This window comes from Edaphobacter acidisoli, assembly GCF_014642855.1.
GTDB lineage: Bacteria > Acidobacteriota > Terriglobia > Terriglobales > Acidobacteriaceae > Edaphobacter > Edaphobacter acidisoli.
Genome location: NZ_BMJB01000003.1, coordinates 39183 through 57777, shown reverse-complemented (window position 1 = coordinate 57777; position 18595 = coordinate 39183). Strand labels below are relative to the sequence as shown.

Annotated in this window: 18 protein-coding genes; 15 read left to right on the top strand and 3 right to left on the bottom strand. The window is 57.2% G+C overall.

What is annotated here, in order from left to right:
• Window positions 1–307: 307 nt before the first annotated feature.
• The 10 genes from IEX36_RS15090 (at window position 308) to IEX36_RS15045 (ending at window position 11138) form a co-directional block, all read left to right on the top strand.
• Window positions 308–1060, top strand: coding sequence for a sensor histidine kinase (locus IEX36_RS15090; protein WP_188760414.1), 753 nt, complete (start codon window positions 308–310; stop codon window positions 1058–1060).
• Entirely contained in the window at window positions 1054–2655 is a 1602-nt protein-coding gene (locus tag IEX36_RS15085) for a sigma-54-dependent transcriptional regulator (protein ID WP_188760413.1), read from the top strand. The genes IEX36_RS15090 and IEX36_RS15085 overlap by 7 nt, the downstream gene beginning before the upstream one ends.
• A 71-nt stretch (window positions 2656–2726) precedes the next feature.
• Window positions 2727–2987, top strand: a complete 261-nt coding sequence (locus tag IEX36_RS15080) for a UBP-type zinc finger domain-containing protein (protein WP_188760412.1) — start codon at window positions 2727–2729, stop codon at window positions 2985–2987.
• An 81-nt stretch (window positions 2988–3068) separates the two neighbouring features.
• Window positions 3069–3290, top strand: a complete 222-nt coding sequence (locus IEX36_RS15075; RefSeq protein ID WP_188760411.1) for a CDGSH iron-sulfur domain-containing protein — start codon at window positions 3069–3071, stop codon at window positions 3288–3290.
• A 77-nt stretch (window positions 3291–3367) separates the two neighbouring features.
• A complete protein-coding gene (locus tag IEX36_RS15070) occupies window positions 3368–5539 on the top strand; it encodes a CocE/NonD family hydrolase (protein ID WP_229669053.1) in 2172 nt (723 codons plus the stop codon).
• 27 nt (window positions 5540–5566) lie between these two features.
• Window positions 5567–6115, top strand: a complete 549-nt coding sequence (locus tag IEX36_RS15065; protein WP_188760409.1) for an NUDIX domain-containing protein — start codon at window positions 5567–5569, stop codon at window positions 6113–6115.
• A gap of 338 nt (window positions 6116–6453) precedes the next feature.
• On the top strand, window positions 6454–7743 hold the full coding sequence (locus IEX36_RS15060) for an AsmA family protein (protein WP_229669052.1): 1290 nt from the start codon (window positions 6454–6456) through the stop codon (window positions 7741–7743).
• Between the two features lie 170 nt (window positions 7744–7913).
• Entirely contained in the window at window positions 7914–8141 is a 228-nt protein-coding gene (locus IEX36_RS15055) for a hypothetical protein (protein WP_188760407.1), read from the top strand.
• Between the two features lie 116 nt (window positions 8142–8257).
• On the top strand, window positions 8258–9838 hold the full coding sequence (locus IEX36_RS15050) for a sulfatase-like hydrolase/transferase (protein ID WP_188760406.1): 1581 nt from the start codon (window positions 8258–8260) through the stop codon (window positions 9836–9838).
• A 61-nt stretch (window positions 9839–9899) separates the two neighbouring features.
• Entirely contained in the window at window positions 9900–11138 is a 1239-nt protein-coding gene (locus tag IEX36_RS15045) for a vWA domain-containing protein (protein WP_188760405.1), read from the top strand.
• Window positions 11139–11141: 3 nt separating this feature from the next.
• Here the strand turns inward: IEX36_RS15045 and IEX36_RS15040 are convergent, their stop codons facing one another.
• From IEX36_RS15040 to IEX36_RS15030, 3 genes are all read right to left on the bottom strand, one after another.
• Window positions 11142–11810: a class I SAM-dependent methyltransferase gene (locus tag IEX36_RS15040; protein ID WP_229669051.1), complete on the bottom strand. Its 669-nt coding sequence runs from the start codon at window positions 11808–11810 to the stop codon at window positions 11142–11144.
• Between the two features lie 95 nt (window positions 11811–11905).
• Window positions 11906–13438, bottom strand: a complete 1533-nt coding sequence (locus tag IEX36_RS15035) for a sigma 54-interacting transcriptional regulator (RefSeq protein WP_188760403.1) — start codon at window positions 13436–13438, stop codon at window positions 11906–11908.
• Window positions 13439–13478: 40 nt separating this feature from the next.
• Entirely contained in the window at window positions 13479–13790 is a 312-nt protein-coding gene (locus tag IEX36_RS15030) for a tetratricopeptide repeat protein (protein ID WP_188760402.1), read from the bottom strand.
• 88 nt (window positions 13791–13878) lie between these two features.
• On the opposite strand from IEX36_RS15030, the gene IEX36_RS15025 reads away from it, so the two are divergent.
• The 5 genes from IEX36_RS15025 to dnaJ all read left to right on the top strand — a co-directional run bounded on the left by IEX36_RS15025 (window position 13879) and on the right by dnaJ (window position 18207).
• On the top strand, window positions 13879–14388 hold the full coding sequence (locus IEX36_RS15025) for an acyl-CoA thioesterase (protein WP_229669050.1): 510 nt from the start codon (window positions 13879–13881) through the stop codon (window positions 14386–14388).
• A 51-nt stretch (window positions 14389–14439) separates the two neighbouring features.
• Entirely contained in the window at window positions 14440–15273 is an 834-nt protein-coding gene (locus IEX36_RS15020) for an Mrp/NBP35 family ATP-binding protein (RefSeq protein ID WP_188760400.1), read from the top strand.
• A 41-nt stretch (window positions 15274–15314) separates the two neighbouring features.
• A complete protein-coding gene (gene hrcA, locus IEX36_RS15015; RefSeq protein ID WP_188760399.1) occupies window positions 15315–16376 on the top strand; it encodes a heat-inducible transcriptional repressor HrcA in 1062 nt (353 codons plus the stop codon).
• 92 nt (window positions 16377–16468) lie between these two features.
• Entirely contained in the window at window positions 16469–17038 is a 570-nt protein-coding gene (locus tag IEX36_RS15010) for a nucleotide exchange factor GrpE (RefSeq protein WP_188760398.1), read from the top strand.
• A gap of 20 nt (window positions 17039–17058) precedes the next feature.
• Window positions 17059–18207 carry a molecular chaperone DnaJ gene (dnaJ, locus tag IEX36_RS15005; protein ID WP_188760397.1) on the top strand — a complete coding sequence of 383 codons (1149 nt, stop codon included), beginning with the start codon at window positions 17059–17061 and terminating at the stop codon, window positions 18205–18207.
• Window positions 18208–18595: the final 388 nt, after the last annotated feature.

Below are 18595 nucleotides of genomic sequence, written 5' to 3'. Positions count from 1 at the left end.
TGGGAAATAATTTGATTCGCATTTTTGCTGGGATTTTGCTCGGTTCCGGGTGCAGGATAGTTTCATATTGGGAAAGGGGGATGTAAAAGTGATTTTGGAGTAGTCTTTGGTTTGTCTTTGTAAGAGAGAACTTAGCGAGAGAGTTCCAGTTTGGCACTTAAATTGATTACATAAGTTTTATCTGCCCTTGGTAAGTAACAGCAGAAGATCGTGAGTCGGATGAATGCAGGCAATGCAGAGCAGTACAGCCTGGAAGTCAGGGGACCGTTCTGGTCAATTTGCGGCCCTTCGTCATGTAACGGAGACGATGGGTCTGGTAGAACAGCGCTCGAAGGCTGCGAAAGACGTAGCCTATGCGAGTGGGGTGGCCGAGAGTGCGGGGCTGGTGCACGATGTAGGCAATCTGTTGGGGGCGTTGCGCCTTTACTCGGACCTGCTGGCACTGCCGGGTGTTCTTCGAGAGGAATACCGTGCGTATGCGGCGGATCTTCGTCTTTTGAGCGAGCGAAGCCGTGTGATGGTGGGGCGGCTGGTGCTTCATACAGAGGCGGAGCAGTCTTTGTGGGCTGAAGGGACGGTGCTGCCGGATGCGGTGGAACGGTGCCGGGGCCTCTTGAGCCGGATTGCCAGACGCGACATTGAGGTGAGTTACGGTTCGGGTGCATTTCGGCCCGTGAATGTTCCGGTCGAGTCGGTGGAGCGAATTCTGACCAACCTGGTGAAGAACGCTGCTGAAGCTACTCCGGGTGTGGGATCGGTTGCCGTGATTGTGGAAGGCACAGGTCAGCGTGTGGTCCTGACTGTGCGCGATCGGGGATGTGGAATGACTCCAGGAACGGTGCGAGCGCTGACAGAGGGCACGGGCATTGCTCCAGCGGGCGGACGTGGGCTGGGATTCCGCGTCGTGCGGGAGTTGGTGGCGATCTCGGGTGGATGCCTCAATATCGAGAGCGAGCTGAATGTCGGGACGAGCATCTCGGCCGAGTGGTATGTGGCGGAAGGCTTTGACGGACAGGCAGCAACGACGATCGGGAAAGGTATGAGGAAGAAGGCATGCTAGCTGGGACCGGGACAGGAGCAGGAAAGACAAGCGACGTTGGGACGCATGGCGCGGCTGCGGATTTGATTGCGACGGCGAAGGCCCCTTCGGGTGTGTTGGTGGGTGTCTCGCCTCTGGACATTCCGTCGCCAGATGCGGGCGCGGTGGCTGGTACGAGCGAGCGCGAGCTGCTGCATGTGCTGGTAGTCGATGACGATGCCGCAGTGCGGAAGGCGTGTTGCGCGATTACGGCAGGGATGGGCTTTGCTGTGGTGGGGGCCGACAGTGCGACGTCGGCGCGAAGTATTTTGAAGTATCAGAAGATTGATCTGATTCTGCTGGACTTGAAGTTGCCTGGCGGAGGCGGATTGGCGTTGCTTGAGCAGGTGAAGACGCTGCACCCGGAGACGAGCGTGGTGGTTATGACTGCGTTTGCGTCGGTGTCGTCGGCTGTGGAGGCAATGCGGATTGGTGCGGGAGATTATTTGACCAAGCCGTTTGCCTTGGAAGAGTTGACGACAGTGCTGGAGCGGGCGAGCCAGCAGCATCATGTCGACGTTGAGAGCCGCAAGTTGCGCGAACGGTTGCGCACTCAAAAAGGGATGGGGGGCTTGATTGGTCAATCGCCGGAGATGGAGAAGCTCTACCGCATCATGTCGAAGGTGGCCTTTTCCAGTCATCCGGTACTGATTCTCGGCGAGAGCGGGACGGGCAAGGAGCTTGTGGCGCGGTCGATTCATGAGAATGGCCCGAATGCGACGAAACCATTTGTGCCAGTGGATTGTGGTGCGCTGGTTCCGACACTGATTGAAAGTGAGCTCTTCGGTCATGTGAAGGGAGCGTTTACCGGAGCAGATCGCGCGAAGGAGGGACTTCTGGCCTCGGCTGAGGGCGGGACGGTGTTTCTGGATGAGATTGGGGAGCTGCCACTCGATTTGCAGGCAAAGCTTCTGCGTGCGTTGCAGGAAAAGGAAGTGCGTCCGGTGGGTGCCACACAGTCGAAGCCGATTTCAGCGCGTGTGCTAGCTGCGACTAATCGCGATTTGGCGGCAATGGTCGAACACGGTAAGTTTCGTAAGGACCTCTTCTTTCGTCTGAATGTGGTGAATTTGCGGATTCCGCCACTGCGCGATCGTAGAGGAGACATCGCACCGCTGGCGGTGCACTTTCTTGAGCGCATTGATCGCGAAAACGGGACTTCCCACACGTTCTCTGATGAAGCGTTGAGAGTGATGGCTGAGTACGACTGGCCGGGCAATGTGCGCGAGTTAGAGAATGCGATTGAGCGTGCATGCGCGCTCTCATCCGGGCCGGTGTTGCACATGGGTGATCTGCCGACACAGTTGCAGGACTTTCGGATGCATCAGACGCAGACGAGGTACGTCGAGCCGGAACAAGATGAGACTGCGGAGATGGTGCGTGGCAAGAAGGGCATTGTCTCCATCGCAGAGATGGAAAAGCACGCAATTCTGGGCACGATCCGCCAGTTGAATGGTGACAAGCTGATGGCGGCAAAGCTGCTGGGTATTGGCAAGACGACGCTCTATCGCAAGCTGAAGGAGTATGGCATTACTGACGATCTTGGAGACCTCGACAGCTTCGCCAGGAAGGCGTAACGGCATTTGCACTGACGGTTGGCAGCACCGGATTGGCCGCGTAGCTTAGAATCGCTCGTGAGGTGGATGCGATGCCGTGTGCGCATGTGAATCAGATACAGAAGGTGAAGCCGTCGGCTGATGGTTGCGAAGAGTGCCTGAAGATGGGCAGCACATGGGTGCATCTGCGGATGTGCATGATCTGTGGTCATGTGGGCTGCTGCGACTCTTCTCGACACAAGCACGCAACGCAACACTTTCACACGACGAAGCACCCGATCATGCGTTCGGTTGAGCCGGGTGAAGACTGGGGCTGGTGCTATGTGGATGAGGTCGAGTTGGACTTCGCCTGATTGTCCCCGGGAACACCGTGTCTCCCGTTTGTTATGCTGACGACATCCTTTTGGGAACTTTGACGAGGAAAGTGAGTTGGCATGTCAGAAGAAGCTGTAAAGATTACTGTGCGCCCGAATGGGCCTCTGCGAGTGGAAGGCCCGGTTGTATTGCAGGACGCCGAGGGCAGGGTGTGGGACCTGACTGGAAAGCCTGGAATTTCGCTGTGCCGTTGCGGCGCGAGCGAGAACAAGCCCTTTTGCGATGGCGCGCATAAGCGGATTGAATTTCAATCTTCGCCGACTCCTCCGTCTGCAGGCTAGAATCGCGGTCTTGTGCGGCTGCCGTCTGAGTACCGGGCGGCAGCCGGTCTGCATGAGGGGGACCGATGAATTTGTGCTTGAAGAACAGAGTTGTGTGTTTTGTCTGTGCGGTGTCTGTTGGCCTATTAGTGGGTCCGCAGACTTTGTTGGCGGTTGCGGGTGCGCGCCAGACCGGGACTGCCTCTCCGGCTGATGTTGCTGGACTGTATCGGAACGCGGTCGAGCCGGATGTGCTGGTGGTGGTCTATCACGAGGGTGGCGATCTCTATGAGGAAGGGCCACGAACGCCGCGCGAACAACTGGTTGAGTCATCGAAGGACCACTTTGCGACGGTAGTGGATGCGGTGAGTTTTGTCTTCAAGCGCAACGCCGATGGCGACGTCGAGAGCTTTACGCAGGGTACTGGCGGTGACTGGCCAGGATCGCTGAGCCATGAAGAGCGGTTTGACCGGGTGAACGGCGACACGGCGCGACTGAACCACTTCCGTCCGTATATGCGCACTGAGGCGATGATTCCGGTACGCGATGGGGTGCGGCTGCATGTGGTGATCCTGCGGCCAGAGGGGTCTGAAACGTCAGGGCCACCGGTGCCCTTTCTGATGACGCGCACGCCTTATGGCGTGGATGGTTACACGTCTGATGTGGTGAACGCGATGAAGCCGGAGCTGGCGCAGAGCGGATACATTTTTGTGTTCGGAGATATTCGCGGGCGCTATGAGTCGGAAGGCAAGTTCGTGATGAACCGGCCTATTGTCGCCCACAAGACGAAGAATGATGTAGACGAGACGACCGACACGCGCGACACAATCGACTGGTTGCTGAAGAATGTTCCGAATAACAACGGCAGAGTGGGGGTGCTGGGGATTTCGTATCCTGGATTTCTGGCCATGATGGCAGGCATTGATGCGCATCCCGCGGTAAAGGCGATCTCGCCGCAGGCTCCGATGACTGATGTTTGGATGGGTGACGATTTCTTCCACAATGGGGCCTTTCGCGAGACCTATGGCTTCGATTATGTGCAGGAGCTCGAGGCGCAGAAGACCGATGCTGTAGTGCAGTCGAAAGAGGACACGTATAACTTTTTCCTACGCAACGTGGACTTTGCTGGTGCAGCCAAGGCGGCGGGAATGGAGAATCTGCCTACCGCGAAGATGTTTCTGGAGCAGCCTTCGTACACGAAGTTTTGGCGCGATATGGCCGTGGAGTGGCACCTGACGAAAGTGGAGGTGCCTACGCTTGAAGTTGGGGGCTGGTGGGACCAGGAAGATATGTGGGGCACGCAGGCGGAATATGCGGCACTCAAGCCGCACGATTCGAAACATGAAGTCTTTATGGTGCTAGGGCCATGGAACCATGGCGGCTGGGTATCGACGACGCGCCATCTGGGAGTGCTGGACTTCGGCGCGCCGGTGGGCGATGAGTACAGGAGGAGCATTGAGACTCCATTCTTTGAGAAGTATCTGAAGGACCGCCCGGGATTTGACTTGAAGGATGTTGCCAGCTTCCGCACGGGAGTGAACCAGTGGGAGCGGTACGATGCGTGGCCGCCGAAGGTTGGATTTCATGCGGTGAAGCTGTATATGACTGCGGATGGCGGATTGGGCGAAGTTGCGCCTGGTGCTCAAGGGGTGGGCGGGAAGGTTGCGGTGAACTATAGCGCTATCCCGTTCGACCCGATTCCTTATCGGCATCGGCCGATTCAGGCGACGTATGGGAAAGGTTCGAAGTGGCGGACATGGCTGGCGGAGGACCAGCGGTTTGTGAGCGGGCGCAAGGACCTCAGGAACTTTGAGACTCCGGTGCTGGACCACGATGTGACGGTCACAGGGGATGTGATGGCGGATTTATTTGCCTCGACTACGGGAAGCGATGCGGACTGGGTGGTGAAGCTGATCGATGTGTATCCGGACGATGCGCCTGCGCCGATGGGCGGCTATCAGTTGATGATTGTCGATGAGATCTTTCGCGGGCGCTACCGCGAGAGCTTCGAGAAGCCGGAGCCGATTACGCCGGGAAAAGTTGAAGAGTACAAGTGGAGTCTGCATGGTGTAGATCACACGTTTCTCAAAGGGCACCGCATCATGGTCGAGGTGCAATCGAGCTGGTTTCCGCTCTATGATCGCAATCCGCAGACATTTGTGCCGAACATCATGGCTGCGCCGGCGAGCGCGTATGCAGGGCAGACTGTCTCGATCTATGGGTCGGCGAAGTATCCCTCGCACTTGGATGTTTCGGTCGCCGACCGGTAGGCTTTGGAGTCCAGGGGTCTAATTTCGATGTCGATCAAGACGATCAGTAGCCGCGAAGTTTACCGCAACCCCTGGACGCGTGTCCGGGAGGATGTGATCGAACGTGCGAATGGACAGCGCGGCATCTATGGTGTTGTCGACAAGGATCCTGCGTCGATTATTATTCCGCTGGAGCAGACACCTCAGGATGAGTTTGTTTACCTGGTGCAGCAGTTCCGTTATACGGTTGGTGGGACGTTTATGGAGTTTCCGCAGGGTGGCTGGGAGCAGGCTGAGGTGCTGCCCGAAGAATTAGCTCGCGGTGAGTTGCGCGAAGAGACTGGCCTGACCGCGGAGCGTATGACGCTGCTCTCGACGCTACAAATTGCGTATGGCGTTATGAATCAGAGGCACTATGTCTATCTTGCAGAAGGGTTGACGATGGGCGAACACGACCGCGATCCCGAGGAACATGACCTGGTTGTGCGGAGGGTGAGTGTCGACGAGTTCGAGGCGATGGTATTGGATGGAAGCATCGTCGATAATTGCACAGTTGCTGCGTGGGGACTCTACAGGCTATGGCGTGAGCGGCGCTGACGGGAACTCCTTGATGTGATTCCGCATCAAAACTGCCTGAGGTGGTCTTGATCGGCGAGGATTTCAGTCGCGGTGCCAGGAGCAATGTAAGGCCAACATGGCTTTCAAAAAGAGTGCTCGTCTTCGCCGTAGCGACTGCGGTTGCAATCGGAGTAGTCATCGAAATTGCGGTACACCGTGCGGAGCCTGTTCTAAAGCAGCGTGTTCTCGAAACCCTGAGCACTTCCTTTGATAGCAGGGTTGAGTTGGATAACTTTCATGTGTCGATTGCCGATGGACTTGCTGTGTCTGGCAAAGGCTTGCGGATATTTCCTTCCGCGGGGGGGGACGAGACTGGAATGCGTCCTTTGATTACATTGGGACGCTTCTCATTTCATGTGAACCTACCCGGATTGTTTGCCAGCCCGATGCATGTGGGGACGGTTCATGTGAGCCACATGAAGATCGATATTCCTCCCAGGAGCGCTCGTGCGCAGGGAAAACGCAAGGCGCCGATGGGCAAGATCAGGATCGTCGTCCAGCAGATTGTGTTTGATGATTCTCAACTTGTTTTGGAGACGGATAAGCCAGATAAAGAACCGAAAGAGTTTGATCTGAAGCATATTGTGATGCGCGACGTTGGCCCCAATGAGCCTTGGTTGTACGATGCGGCGCTCGTCAACTCTATTCCTGCGGGCAACATTCACGCGACGGGTACGTTTGGACCTTGGACGAATGAGAGCCCTGGTGATTCTGCGGTGACCGGCCACTACACGTTTGAGCATGCGGACCTGGACACAATTAAGGGTATCGGCGGGGTGCTCTCCTCTGTTGGCGACTTCAAGGGGCGGCTCGACCGTATTGAGGTTGATGGCACGACCGACACGCCAGACTTCTCACTCGACACGGCGAAGTATCCCATGCCGCTACATACCCGGTTTCATGCGATCGTAGATGGAACCAGTGGAGACACCTACCTCGATCCAGTTGAGGCGCAGCTAGGAACCTCCGACTTTACCTGCAATGGGACAGTGGTCAACGTCAAAGGCAAGGGGCACATTATCGATCTTGATGCTGATGTGCCACATGGCGCGGTGCAGGACTTTCTGTCATTGGGTGTCGCAGCGAGGCAGGCGATGATGACCGGAATGCTGCAAATGAAGGCTCACTTGCATATTGATCCAGGCGAGGAGAGCGTCTCTAAGAAGATGAAATTACAGGGCCAGTTTGCGCTGAGCGGTATCCACTTTACGGACCCTGTGATGGAGGACAAGGTCGATATGTTGAGTCTGCGAACGAGCGGACATCCCAAGGAGGCTAAACCTGGCGCTCCAGATGTGCATTCGAAGATGGTGGGAGAGTTCGTGATGGCTGATGGGAAGGTCCGATTCAGCAAGCTGAATTATGCTTTGCCAGGAGCGACGGTGGAGTTGACGGGGCTGTACTCCCTCGATGGGCGACAGTTTGACTTCAGTGGGAAGGTTAGGACTGACGCAAAGATCTCGCAGATGGTTGCGACTCGGTGGAAGTCGTGGCTTCTGAAACCGGTGGACCCGTTTTTTGCGAAGAATGGGGCGGGCGCTGTTGTTCCCATCAGAATTAGCGGGACGCAGTCCGATCCGAAGTTCGGGCTGAATCTACACCATTAGGCTGCGCTGGCACGGTCTCCTCCGGTACGGCTACATCCCTCGTTGTAGGAGCGAGCCAACGGGTGATTTTCAGAATTGGATCGATTCGCGAAACTTTTATATGAAGTTCACGTCTTCATCAGCATGGCGCATGCGCTACTGCATCGCCACGGCAACTAGAGGAAAATGAGATGGCCAATCGACTGAAGTATTTGACTGTTACCGGCCTACTGTTGATCGCTTTGAGCTTCACGTTCGAGCGCAAAGCATATGCCTATATCGATCCCGGCTCCGGGCTGCTGGTCTTCCAAGGCATCAGTGCAGTTGTATCCGGGACACTGTTCTACTTCCGCCGTCGCCTGAAGGCACTCTTCGGTAAGACTCCTAAAGTCGAGTCGACCGCTGCCGACTCCCAATAGCGGCAACTTTTCCGATATGATGCACTTGCCTGGACCGCGTGACATAAAGTCGATTTTCTCCGGTCAAGGCATCATTCGCGCATGACACAACGTTCTCTCAAGCAGAAACAGGGCCAGTGGTGAAGCCGTTTATTCACCGGGCTGCGGTGTCTTTTGGTCTGGCAAATCTTTATTTGCTGGCTCTGACCGGCCCACTTATTTCAAGTGCGCACGACCTCGTATATCACCTGACGGGGTCGGCCTCGGTCATCTTCATCCCCGTCATTATTAATTTACTGGCCCTTTGGGTGGTATTTATCGGCCTCTTTGCCCTTGCTGAGCGCTCGGAACGGCTGATGGTTGCTATCTGGAGCGCGACATTGCTTGCTCTGCCTTGGATTCTGGTCAAGACCTTTATGGGGTTCTTTGGCTCGAGCGTACCCCGATGGGTGAGCGCTTTGATCGCGCTGGCATCGCTGGCTACATTTCTGGCGATCGTGCTGTCTGGACGGATGCGCAGAGCATTTGAGAAAGTGCAGCCACTGGCTGCAACGGTGCTGGGCTTCTTTGCGCTCTGTGGTGTGCTCATTCTGTGCCAGCTTGTATGGTTCGGTTGGCAGGCGCGCGACCTGAACCCTGCCCCCCGACTGCATCAGGAAAATACTGCTACGGCAGTGGTCAAGCCGCACATCATCTGGATCGTCCTGGACGAACTCTCCTATCAGCAGGTTTATGAGCAGCGTTTTCCAGGATTGCAGTTGCCTGCGTTTGACCAACTTGAAGCTGAATCAACGATGTTTACTCAAGTCACCCCAGCGGGCGAGTATACCAGGCAGGTCCTGCCTTCACTGCTGACGGGAACGCCAGTCAATGGAATCAGCGTGTCCGGCGCGGGTATGCTCTCTGCGCTGCATAATGCGGCAACACATCAATGGGTGAGATTCAGCCCGCAAGATACGGTTTTTCGGGACGCTCTCAATGCTGGTTACTCTACTGGCCTCGTCGGATGGTACAACCCATACTGTCGCATCCTCCCATCGGTGCTCGATCATTGCTACTGGATGTATCACGAGGACACTCCGGCACGTCTTTCACCGCAAGGCAATGCCGCATTGAACACCGTTCTTCCTCTGCGACTCTTATGGAAAAGAGTCAGGCATTTCTTCGGCATTGGCCCAGCAGTGCTCTCTGCGGAGCAAATCGACATTCGGATGCACTCTGGCGATTACCGCGATCTGCTCGCGGCTGGCGATGATCTGCTCAATGACCCTTCGGCGAACTTCATTCTGCTTCATATGCCTGTGCCACATCCATTCGGGTTTTACGATCGGAAGAGCGGGCAGATTGCGTTGCATCATACGTCCTACATCGACAATCTTGCTTTGGCTGATCGATATCTGGGGCATGTTCGGACCTTGCTTGCAGAACGGGGCGAGTGGGATTCGTCCACAGTTGTTGTCATGGGAGATCACTCATGGCGGACGAAGTTGATCTGGGCTAATTCAGATGGGTGGTTGGCGGAGGACCAGGCAGCCAGCCATGGCGGCAAGTTTGACAGCCGCCCTGCGTACCTCGTAAAGCTACCGAATGAACACGGCAGTGCTCGCATCGATACGCCATTTGCCGCAGTCCGTACCCGAGCGATGTTTGACGCTATGCTGCAGGGGCGCGTGCAGTCGCCAGCGGAATTGCAATCCTGGGTTGCGAACCAGCGCTGAGGTTGTCGAACCTTCAGAACGTTCGCCACATCTAAACTAAGATGAAGAACAGGCAGTCTGTATGAAGCGCGTCCGATATACGAAATTCACCGGCGACCTCTCCTCAAGCTTCGGTCTCGAAGATCTTATCGATGCACTGTCTGATTTCTTGCTCGATTCTGGTTTCAATGATCCCTACTCGCAGTTCAGTGAGTTCAATGAGCAGACGCTGGAGAACTTGCGCGATGCCGTTCGTCAGGCGCTTGAGTCTGGCGAACTCTTTGACGAGGAGGCGCAGGAGAAGTTCGATGAGCTTTCGGAAGAGCAGGTTGAGGAACTGATCGATCGCATCGTCGCGAAGATGCAGGAGCAGAACTTCATCAATGCTGAGCAGCCACAGACCGGGCAGGGCATGGCGGGCAATGCGGAGAATGCGCGTTTTGAAGTGACGGATAAGGCGATGGATTTTCTGGGTTATAAGGCGCTGCGTGATCTACTGGGGCCGCTTGGAAAGTCGAACTTTGGGAGGCACGACACGAGGCACGAGGCTGCCGGAGTCGAGATCAATGGTTCGACGAAGCTTTATGAGTTCGGCGACACGCTCAACCTCGACATCACGGCAACGCTTTCGAGCGTCTTTGCGCGTGAGGGCATCCAGAGCGCTGTAGAAGGCGAAGAGCGGGTGCCGCTCAGCATTGGTTACTCGGACCTGTATGTGCACCAGTCTGACTACCAGTCGTCATGTGCGACGGTGGTGTTGCTTGACTGCTCGCATTCGATGATTCTCTATGGCGAAGATCGTTTTACTCCCGCCAAACGTGTGGCCATGGCGCTGTCGCATCTGATTCGCACTCAATTTCCGGGTGACACACTTAACCTGGTGCTGTTTCATGACTCCGCTGAAGAAGTCCCGGTGTCACAGCTTTCTCGTGTACGTGTTGGCCCTCACTACACCAATACACGCGAGGGACTGCGTCTGGCCCAGAGGATTCTCGCGCGGCAGAACAAGGACATGAAGCAGATTGTGATGATTACTGACGGCAAGCCATCGGCGCTGACGCTCGCCGATGGACGCATCTACAAGAATGCCTTCGGCCTTGATCCGCTGGTCATTTCGGAGACGCTCGAAGAGGTGTCGCGGTGCAAACGCTCCGGCATCATGATCAACACCTTTATGCTTGCACAGGAGTATTCGCTGGTGCAGTTTGTCCAGCAGGTAAGCGCCATGTGCCGCGGCAAGGCGTACTTCACCACACCGCAGACACTAGGCAACTACTTGCTGATGGACTTTATGTCCCGTCGCATGAAGACCATCCACTAGCGGCTACGCGCGCGTGCCTGCCATTACAGCGAAGCGATTGTCTTTGTACCAGCAGTCAGCGTCAGCAAAGCCTGCCTCGCTCATCCATTCGAGCTGATCTTTGACAGGTGAACAGCGGTCTTCCTGCTGGCGATAAAGCGATGCTTCGATCTGTTGGTCAGTGGCGCCGGCGGCGCGCACCTGCCTGAGCCAGAGGGAGCGATAACGTGCGTCGAGTGTAGGCGTCGGTCCGGCCACCTGCTCGGCGTTGATGAAGACGCCACCTGGCTTCAGCGCGGAGTAAGCTTTTTTGAAGACGGTGCGTTTGTCGTGGTCATCAAGGTGATGCACAGAGAGAGAGGTGACAACTGCGCAGAGGCCGTCGGACAATGGCTCTTTGGCATAATTTGCACGCTGGTAGGTGATATTCGGATCGTTGCCTAGTCGGTCTCCGGCGAGCGCTAGCATAGGCGCGGAGAAGTCAATGAGATGAATGTGTGCTTCAGGGAAGCGATTGCGAACAAGAACTGTCAGCAATCCGGAACCGGCGCCAAGGTCGAGAATGTTCTTCGTTTGCGAGGGAATAAGGTCGATGGCCCAGCGGTAGAAAGTATCGCAGCCGGGAATGAGTAGCGAGCGATCATGGTCGTATGTGGATGCGGTCCGGTCAAAGACTTCTCTGGTGCGGTTCATCATCTGCTGTCTCCTCTATTTCGGAGGATAAGGCAAACGAATAAAGTATTACATTTATATAATTAATTCGAATAGGTGTATCTATACAGATGGATTTAGTTGAAGCCGCGGCGTGTCCGGTTGCGGGCGGTGAGCTCTTCCTGCTCGCGCTCTCTCATGCGCTCTGCATAGTTGGCGGCGTCCTGAACCCGCTGCTTCTTTTCAACAGCGGAGAAGACGCGCTCTTCTGCCCGGCTGATGCGCTTGTGCGCATACATGCCTTCCAGCAGAAACTCGGCTGCGCTGACGGTCGTCTCGGGAGAGGACTTGCTCGTGATCTTCAGTGGAGTGAGTTTTTCGAAGAGCCCTTGTATCTGCTGCAATTCGGTGAGCGAACTTGCGGCGGGTTGTGAGTCGTTGAGTTGCACCGTGCCGCCCAGGTTGAACCACTGCTCGATCTGTTGTGTGTTTGCGTCACCGAAGTGCTGGTCGAAGACTGTTGCAATCGAGGAGCGGATGATCTCGCGGATGACAGTATCTGCGCCGCGCATCTCGCCTTCGTACTCCAACTCGATCTTTCCAGTGATGCCCGGCAACGCGGAATAGATATCGCCTACACGCGGCACGACGAGCGACTCTCCATGCAGCAGAGCGCGCCGCTCGGCGTTCGAGACAACCAGCTCCATCGTGCTGATGGGAAGCCGTTGCGAGACGCCGCTACGCTTATCGACCTTTTTGTCTTCGCGCGCATGGAAGGCGATCTGTTCGATGATCTGGCGGATGTAGTGCGGGATTTCGAGACTTGCGTGATTCCGCGCAGTCCACGCTTCTTGCGCGGTGATGGCGATGCCTTCTTCGATGTCTTCCGGATAGTGAGTGCGAATCTCGCTACCAATGCGATCCTTGAGCGGCGTGACGATCTTGCCGCGCGCGGTGTAGTCCTCGGGATTGGCGGAGAAAACCAGTGCAACATCCAGCGGCAGGCGGACGGGATAGCCCTTAATCTGCACATCGCCCTCCTGCATGATATTGAAGAGCGCGACCTGAATCTTCGCTGCGAGGTCGGGAATTTCGTTGATGGCGAAGATGCCGCGGTTAGCGCGGGGCAGCAGGCCGTAGTGCATGGTCAGCTCGCTGCCGAGGTCCTGGTTGGAGCGTGCGGCTTTGATGGGGTCGATGTCGCCGACGAGGTCGGCTACAGTGACGTCGGGTGTGGCGAGCTTTTCAACGTAGCGGTCGTCGGGCGTAAGCCACGCGATCGGCGTGTCGTCGCCCATCTTCGCTATCAGGTCGCGGCTGAACTTGCTGATGGGGGCGTAAGGGTTGTCGCGGATTTCTGAGCCCGCGACATAGGGAGTCTGCGGGTCGAGCAAAGTGGTTAGTGCGCGCAGAATGCGAGATTTTGCCTGTCCGCGTAAGCCCAGCAGGATGAAGTTGTGGCGAGAGAGCACAGCATTCACAATCTGCGGCACAACCGTGTCTTCGTACCCGACAATGCCGGGAAAGAGTGGCGACTTGTCCCGTGCTACGGCGCGCAGTCTGGCGATGAGGTTCTCGCGCAACTCGTCTTTGACGCTGCGGGCCAGACGGGCCGGGGTGAATTCGCTTTTGCGGAGTGCGCTGAGTGTTGCAGGAAGTGCGTTCGCCATGTCTAAGTATAGATGTTTGGCGAACGTGTAAGGGTTCGGCTCAGATGCTGAGATCGTCGAGCAGCGCCTGCATTTCGCTGGCCGCATGGGAGTTGTGCGTGCGCTTGGCGGCGGAGATGCCGGCTTCGAGCCGTGCAATGGCTTCGTCGGTGCGGTTGAGTTTTGCCAGTGTCTGCGCGGACATCTGATAGGCGGGAACGTAATCCGGATTGTGCTGGATGAGCGTGTCGAACTCGACGAGCGCCTGGTCGGTGCGGCCCTCGGAGGCATGCGCCATGGCAAGTCCGTAGCGGGCGAAGGCGTCGGTTGGGTTCTGCTCAAGTACCTGCGTGAGAAGCGCGATTCTGTCCATGTCTTCGATGTTGCTGTGTTCGTGTTGCGGTTGGCAAGTTGGGCAAGGGTAATTGCGGCGATTTAGACTGGTAAGAATGAGCGATTTGATGATTAAGCGCACTGTTGCTGAGTCTCAGTCGGAGCGGAGCGAGATTGTGCTGCCGGCTGACTCGAATGCCTTGGGAAGTTTGTTTGGCGGACGGCTGATGCAGTATATCGACCTGGTAGCGGCGATGGCTGCTTCGCGTCATGCTCGGACGTATACCGTGACGGCTTCGATGGACCATCTGGATTTTGTGTCGCCGGTGCGGGTTGGAGAGTTGCTGATCCTGAAGGCCAGCGTGAACCGCGCGTTCAGGACTTCGATGGAAGTCGGTGTCCGCGTGATGGTCGAAGACGTGCGGGGGCAGCGGCTGCGGCATGTTTCATCGGCTTACCTTACCTTTGTCGCGATCGATAAGGATGGGCACCGGATGGAGGTGCCGCAGGTGGTGCCGGAGACCGAGCATCAGAAGCGGCGATATGAAGACGCAGGACGACGGCGGGAGATGCGCTCAGGTGAAACGGCACGCAAGAAAGAGATGCGTGCTGCGATGCCGAACGGATGGCACGTGTAAAGATGCGGGGCCGCGCATAATTTTTGGATTGTTTGAGACAGGAGAATTCTGATGGGACACATGGGACATGGAGCACCGCAGGGGCCGCAGCCTCTGCCTGGAGTAGCGTACGTAGTGGCTGTGGGAAGCGGCAAAGGCGGCGTGGGCAAAACGACAGTCGCAGTGAATATTGCGATCGCGCTGAGCAAACTTGGCTACAAGGTAGGTCTGCTCGATGCGGACATCTACGGCCCGAACGTGCCGACGATGATGGGCGTTACGCGTCAGCCGAATGTCGTGAACGAGAACCGAATCGAGCCAATCGTTGCGCATGGTGTGAAGTTCATCTCGGTCGGGTTGATCTCACCGGGCGACAAGCCGATGGTGATGCGCGGGCCGATGCTGCACCAGATCATTCGCCAGTTTTTGCAGCAGGTAGAGTGGGGCGAGCTGGACTTCCTCATCGTCGATCTTCCTCCGGGAACGGGCGATGTGGTGATCTCGCTGGTACAGACAGTGCCGCTGACAGGGTCGGTTGTCGTCTCGACTGGATCGAGCGTGGCGTTGCAGGATGCGCGCAAGGCGCTGGAGATGTTCCATCAGGTGAAGGTGGATGTGCTTGGTATGGTCGAGAACATGAGCCAGATGACGCTGCCTTCGGGTGAGGTCATCGATGTTTTTGGAGCAGGCGGCACCGAACGCACGGCAGCGCAATTTGGAATCCCATTTCTCGGTGCGGTCGATATGGACCCGCAGATTCGAGAGGGCGGCGACAAAGGATTGCCTGTTGCGCTAGCCGGGCTTGAGTCGAAGCTCTGCAAGGGCTTCTATGATGTGGCAAAGCAGGTCGCCGAGCGGGCGAAGGAAATTGCTGCGAAGAGCGAGAGCGTCATCGAGATTAGCTGACGGGACGAAGTAGACTTAAAAGTGGCAAAGATGGAGGGACTATGGCAGATGCGGAGCGGGTAACGGCGCGGCAGCGGTCCATTCTAACGGCCATTATCGAGAGCTATATCGAGACGGGTGAGCCGGTGGGTTCAGGCACAATCGCCCGGTTGCAGGGGGCTGAGGGGGTTGGCTTCAGCTCTGCCACTGTTCGGAATGAGATGGCTGAACTTGCTGAGGCGGGCCTGCTTGAGCAGCCGCATACCTCGGCTGGTCGCGTGCCCACGGCGCGAGCGTTTCGGATATATGTGGAGCAGTTGAGTGGCGGGGCTTACCCGCGAATCGACGCGGCGCGGTTACCGGTGAAGTCAAGGCAACAAATAGACTCCAGTTTTGTTGGAATTGCAGGAACACAGGCTGTGCTGGAGCGCACGTCGCATGTACTGGCGACGCTCTCAAGCGGAGTTGGTGTGGCGATTGCCGCTGCGGCTGGAGGAGATACGCTTGAGCACGTGCATTTCTCGAGGTTGGCAGCGGCACGCGTGCTTGCAGTCGTCGTGACACGCAGCGGGCTGGTGCGAGACCGAGTACTCATGCTCGACCGCGACCTGGCTCTGAGTGAATTGGAGACAGCGGCTAACTTCCTGAACGAAAACTTTCGCGGTTGGGATGTCGAGCGTGTTCGTGCCGAGATTGCGCGCATGGTGGAACGCGAGCAGAGTGAGTATCAGCGACTGCTTGACTCTGTGCAGCAGCTCTGGGCGAAGGCAGTTCCGGAGTCAGACGCGACTGAGCAAGCGGTATATGTCGATGGCGTGGCGAACCTTGTTGGCAGTCAGGAGAATCAGGAGCGGCTGCGTGAACTGCTGGCGGCACTCGAAGCCAAGCAACGTGTTGTGGAATTGCTGAATGCGTACATCGACGCGCATCAGGAGAGTGTGCGCGTAGTCTTTGATCTGGACGAACACGTGCCGGAGATGGCCGGTTTGGTGCTGATTGCTGCTCCAACCGTGCGCGGAACTGTTGGCGTGATTGGATCAAAAAGAATCGATTATGAGAACACCATGAATGCGGTCAGCTACGTGGCGCGGCTCTTTGATCGGATGCTCCATCCGGGCGGTTGATTCGAGCAGAGTTTAGGGACAGATCAAAGGCATAGGTGTCTGCCATGGGTCGCGCTATCGCGCGGAATAGGCAACAATAGAAAAGGAACCTTATGAGGAGACACGAAAAGATGCAGGATGAGACGATCGTGCAGGCTGTGCAGGAGGGTGACGCTGTCACCACTTCGGGTGCCGAGCCTCCGAGCGAGATGAGTGTGTTGCAAGCCGAGCTTGAACTGGTCAAAGGTGAGCGCGACCAGCTGCTGGATCGGCTCGCGCGCTTGCAGGCTGAGTTTGACAACGCTCGCAAGCGGGAGTCTAAGGAGCGGCTGGATGCTCAGGACCGTGCTGTTTCGCGCACGGTGGAGCCATTTCTGGGTGTGATGGACAACTTCCAGCTTGCGCTCAAGTCTGGCGGGACAGCGGAACAATTGAGGGCGGGCGTCGATCTTATTCTGAAGCAGATGGACGACGCGCTGAAGGGCCTTGGAGTGCAGCCGGTTGAGGCGGTGGGGGCTCAGTTCGACCCTCGAATCCACGAGGCTTTGGGTAGCATCGAAACTAAGGAGATTCCTGACCATCAGGTGGTTGAGGAGATCCGGCGCGGATACCGAATCCGCGAGAAGCTGCTGCGGCCGGCGCTGGTGAAGATTGCGGTGAATCCGGCACAGGTGGCGGAGTAAGGGTGGGATAGTCTAGAGAGATGGCGACGGCAAACGTGACCAAGGTTGATTACTACGAGGTGCTGAGTGTCTCGCGGGATGCGAGCGACCAGGAGATCAAGACGGCTTACCGCAAGCTGGCGATGAAGTTCCATCCGGACCGCAACCCGAACAACCCCGACGCGGAGGAGAGGTTCAAGGAGTGCGGTGAGGCGTACTCGGTGCTGAGCGACGCGGACAAGCGGGCGGCGTACGACCGGTATGGGCACGCGGCGTTCCAGGGTGCGGCCGGTGGTGGGAACCCGTTCGCGGGCGGCTTCGCGGGGCAGGACCTGGGGGACATCTTCGGGGATCTCTTCGGGGAGATGTTCAACGTGGGCGGCGGCGGCGGCGGGCGCCGGGCTTCGCGGGTGCAGCGGGGGCGTGACCTGAAGTACGACCTGACGATCGAGTTCGAGGAGGCGGTCTTCGGGGTGGAGCGGGAGATCAAGATCCGGCGGCTGGAGATGTGCGCGGAGTGCAAGGGGTCAGGCGCGCGGCAGGGCAAGTCGGCGGTGACGTGTACGCAGTGCGGCGGGCGGGGTCAGCAGAGGTTCCAGCAGGGGTTCTTCTCGGTGGCGCGGACGTGCTCGGTGTGCGGCGGGACGGGGACGGTGATCGTGGACCCGTGCCAGACGTGCCGGGGTGAGACGCGGGTGCAGGTGGAGCACACGATTCTAGTGAAGGTGCCGGCGGGTGTGGAGCAGGACACGCGGATTCGGTACCAGGGCGAGGGTGAGGGCGGAAAGTTCGGCGGGCCTGCGGGCGACCTCTACGTGGTGCTGACGGTGAAGGACCACAAGTTCTTTGAGCGGGAGGGGGATGACCTTCACTGCGTGATGCCGATCTCCTTTCCGCAGGCGGCGCTGGGGACGGAGCTGGAGATCGAGACGCTGGAGGGGACGGCCACGCTCAAGGTGCCCGAGGGGACGGAGAGCGGGAAGGAGTTCAAGCTGCGGGGGAAGGGAGTGCCTCACCTGAACTCGCACGGGAAGGGGGACCTGATCGTGGAGATTCGGGTGAAGACCCCGACGAAGTTGTCGAAGGCGCAGAAGGAGTTGCTGCGGCAGCTCGGGGAGACGATGGTGGTGGAGAATACGCCGACCTCGCGTGGCGGGTTGTTCGGGAAGGTGAAGGATATCTTCAGCTAGAGGTACCCCCTCCCCGTGCTTTTGCGGCAAAGTATTCATTTTATTTGGGTTAGGCTTGGACTTTGCGGCTTCGGGCTTGTGTAAGTTGTTGATTTTATTTAGCCTCTGTGGGAATTTGCAGTAAAGTATTCATTACAAAAGAGTAAGGCCCGGATAGGTTTCCCTCTCTCCGGGCCTTGCTCTTTTTGAATGTTGATTTAAGTGTAGCAAATGGTTCAAAACTAAACCGCCAAACTGGGCGGGAAAATTTTTATGGTGGAAGTGGTTTGGTTGGTTGGGGTTGGAGGGTTTTGGTGGTGTTGGGTTTGGGGTTTGGGGGCTTGACAGGAATTTGTGGCGCGGAGGATGGCGAGTTTTTTGTGTGGGATGAGAGAGGTAGAGGCAGCTG

Coding starts and splice junctions, on each gene's coding strand:
- IEX36_RS15090 (WP_188760414.1), top strand. CDS start 308: ATGGGTCTGGTAGAACAGCGCTCGAAGGCTGCGAAAGACGTAGCCTAT.
- IEX36_RS15085 (WP_188760413.1), top strand. CDS start 1,054: ATGCTAGCTGGGACCGGGACAGGAGCAGGAAAGACAAGCGACGTTGGG.
- IEX36_RS15080 (WP_188760412.1), top strand. CDS start 2,727: ATGCCGTGTGCGCATGTGAATCAGATACAGAAGGTGAAGCCGTCGGCT.
- IEX36_RS15075 (WP_188760411.1), top strand. CDS start 3,069: ATGTCAGAAGAAGCTGTAAAGATTACTGTGCGCCCGAATGGGCCTCTG.
- IEX36_RS15065 (WP_188760409.1), top strand. CDS start 5,567: ATGTCGATCAAGACGATCAGTAGCCGCGAAGTTTACCGCAACCCCTGG.
- IEX36_RS15060 (WP_229669052.1), top strand. CDS start 6,454: ATGCGTCCTTTGATTACATTGGGACGCTTCTCATTTCATGTGAACCTA.
- IEX36_RS15055 (WP_188760407.1), top strand. CDS start 7,914: ATGGCCAATCGACTGAAGTATTTGACTGTTACCGGCCTACTGTTGATC.
- IEX36_RS15045 (WP_188760405.1), top strand. CDS start 9,900: ATGAAGCGCGTCCGATATACGAAATTCACCGGCGACCTCTCCTCAAGC.
- IEX36_RS15040 (WP_229669051.1), bottom strand. CDS start 11,810: ATGAACCGCACCAGAGAAGTCTTTGACCGGACCGCATCCACATACGAC.
- IEX36_RS15035 (WP_188760403.1), bottom strand. CDS start 13,438: ATGGCGAACGCACTTCCTGCAACACTCAGCGCACTCCGCAAAAGCGAA.
- IEX36_RS15030 (WP_188760402.1), bottom strand. CDS start 13,790: ATGGACAGAATCGCGCTTCTCACGCAGGTACTTGAGCAGAACCCAACC.
- IEX36_RS15025 (WP_229669050.1), top strand. CDS start 13,879: ATGATTAAGCGCACTGTTGCTGAGTCTCAGTCGGAGCGGAGCGAGATT.
- IEX36_RS15020 (WP_188760400.1), top strand. CDS start 14,440: ATGGGACACATGGGACATGGAGCACCGCAGGGGCCGCAGCCTCTGCCT.
- hrcA (WP_188760399.1), top strand. CDS start 15,315: ATGGCAGATGCGGAGCGGGTAACGGCGCGGCAGCGGTCCATTCTAACG.
- IEX36_RS15010 (WP_188760398.1), top strand. CDS start 16,469: ATGAGGAGACACGAAAAGATGCAGGATGAGACGATCGTGCAGGCTGTG.
- dnaJ (WP_188760397.1), top strand. CDS start 17,059: ATGGCGACGGCAAACGTGACCAAGGTTGATTACTACGAGGTGCTGAGT.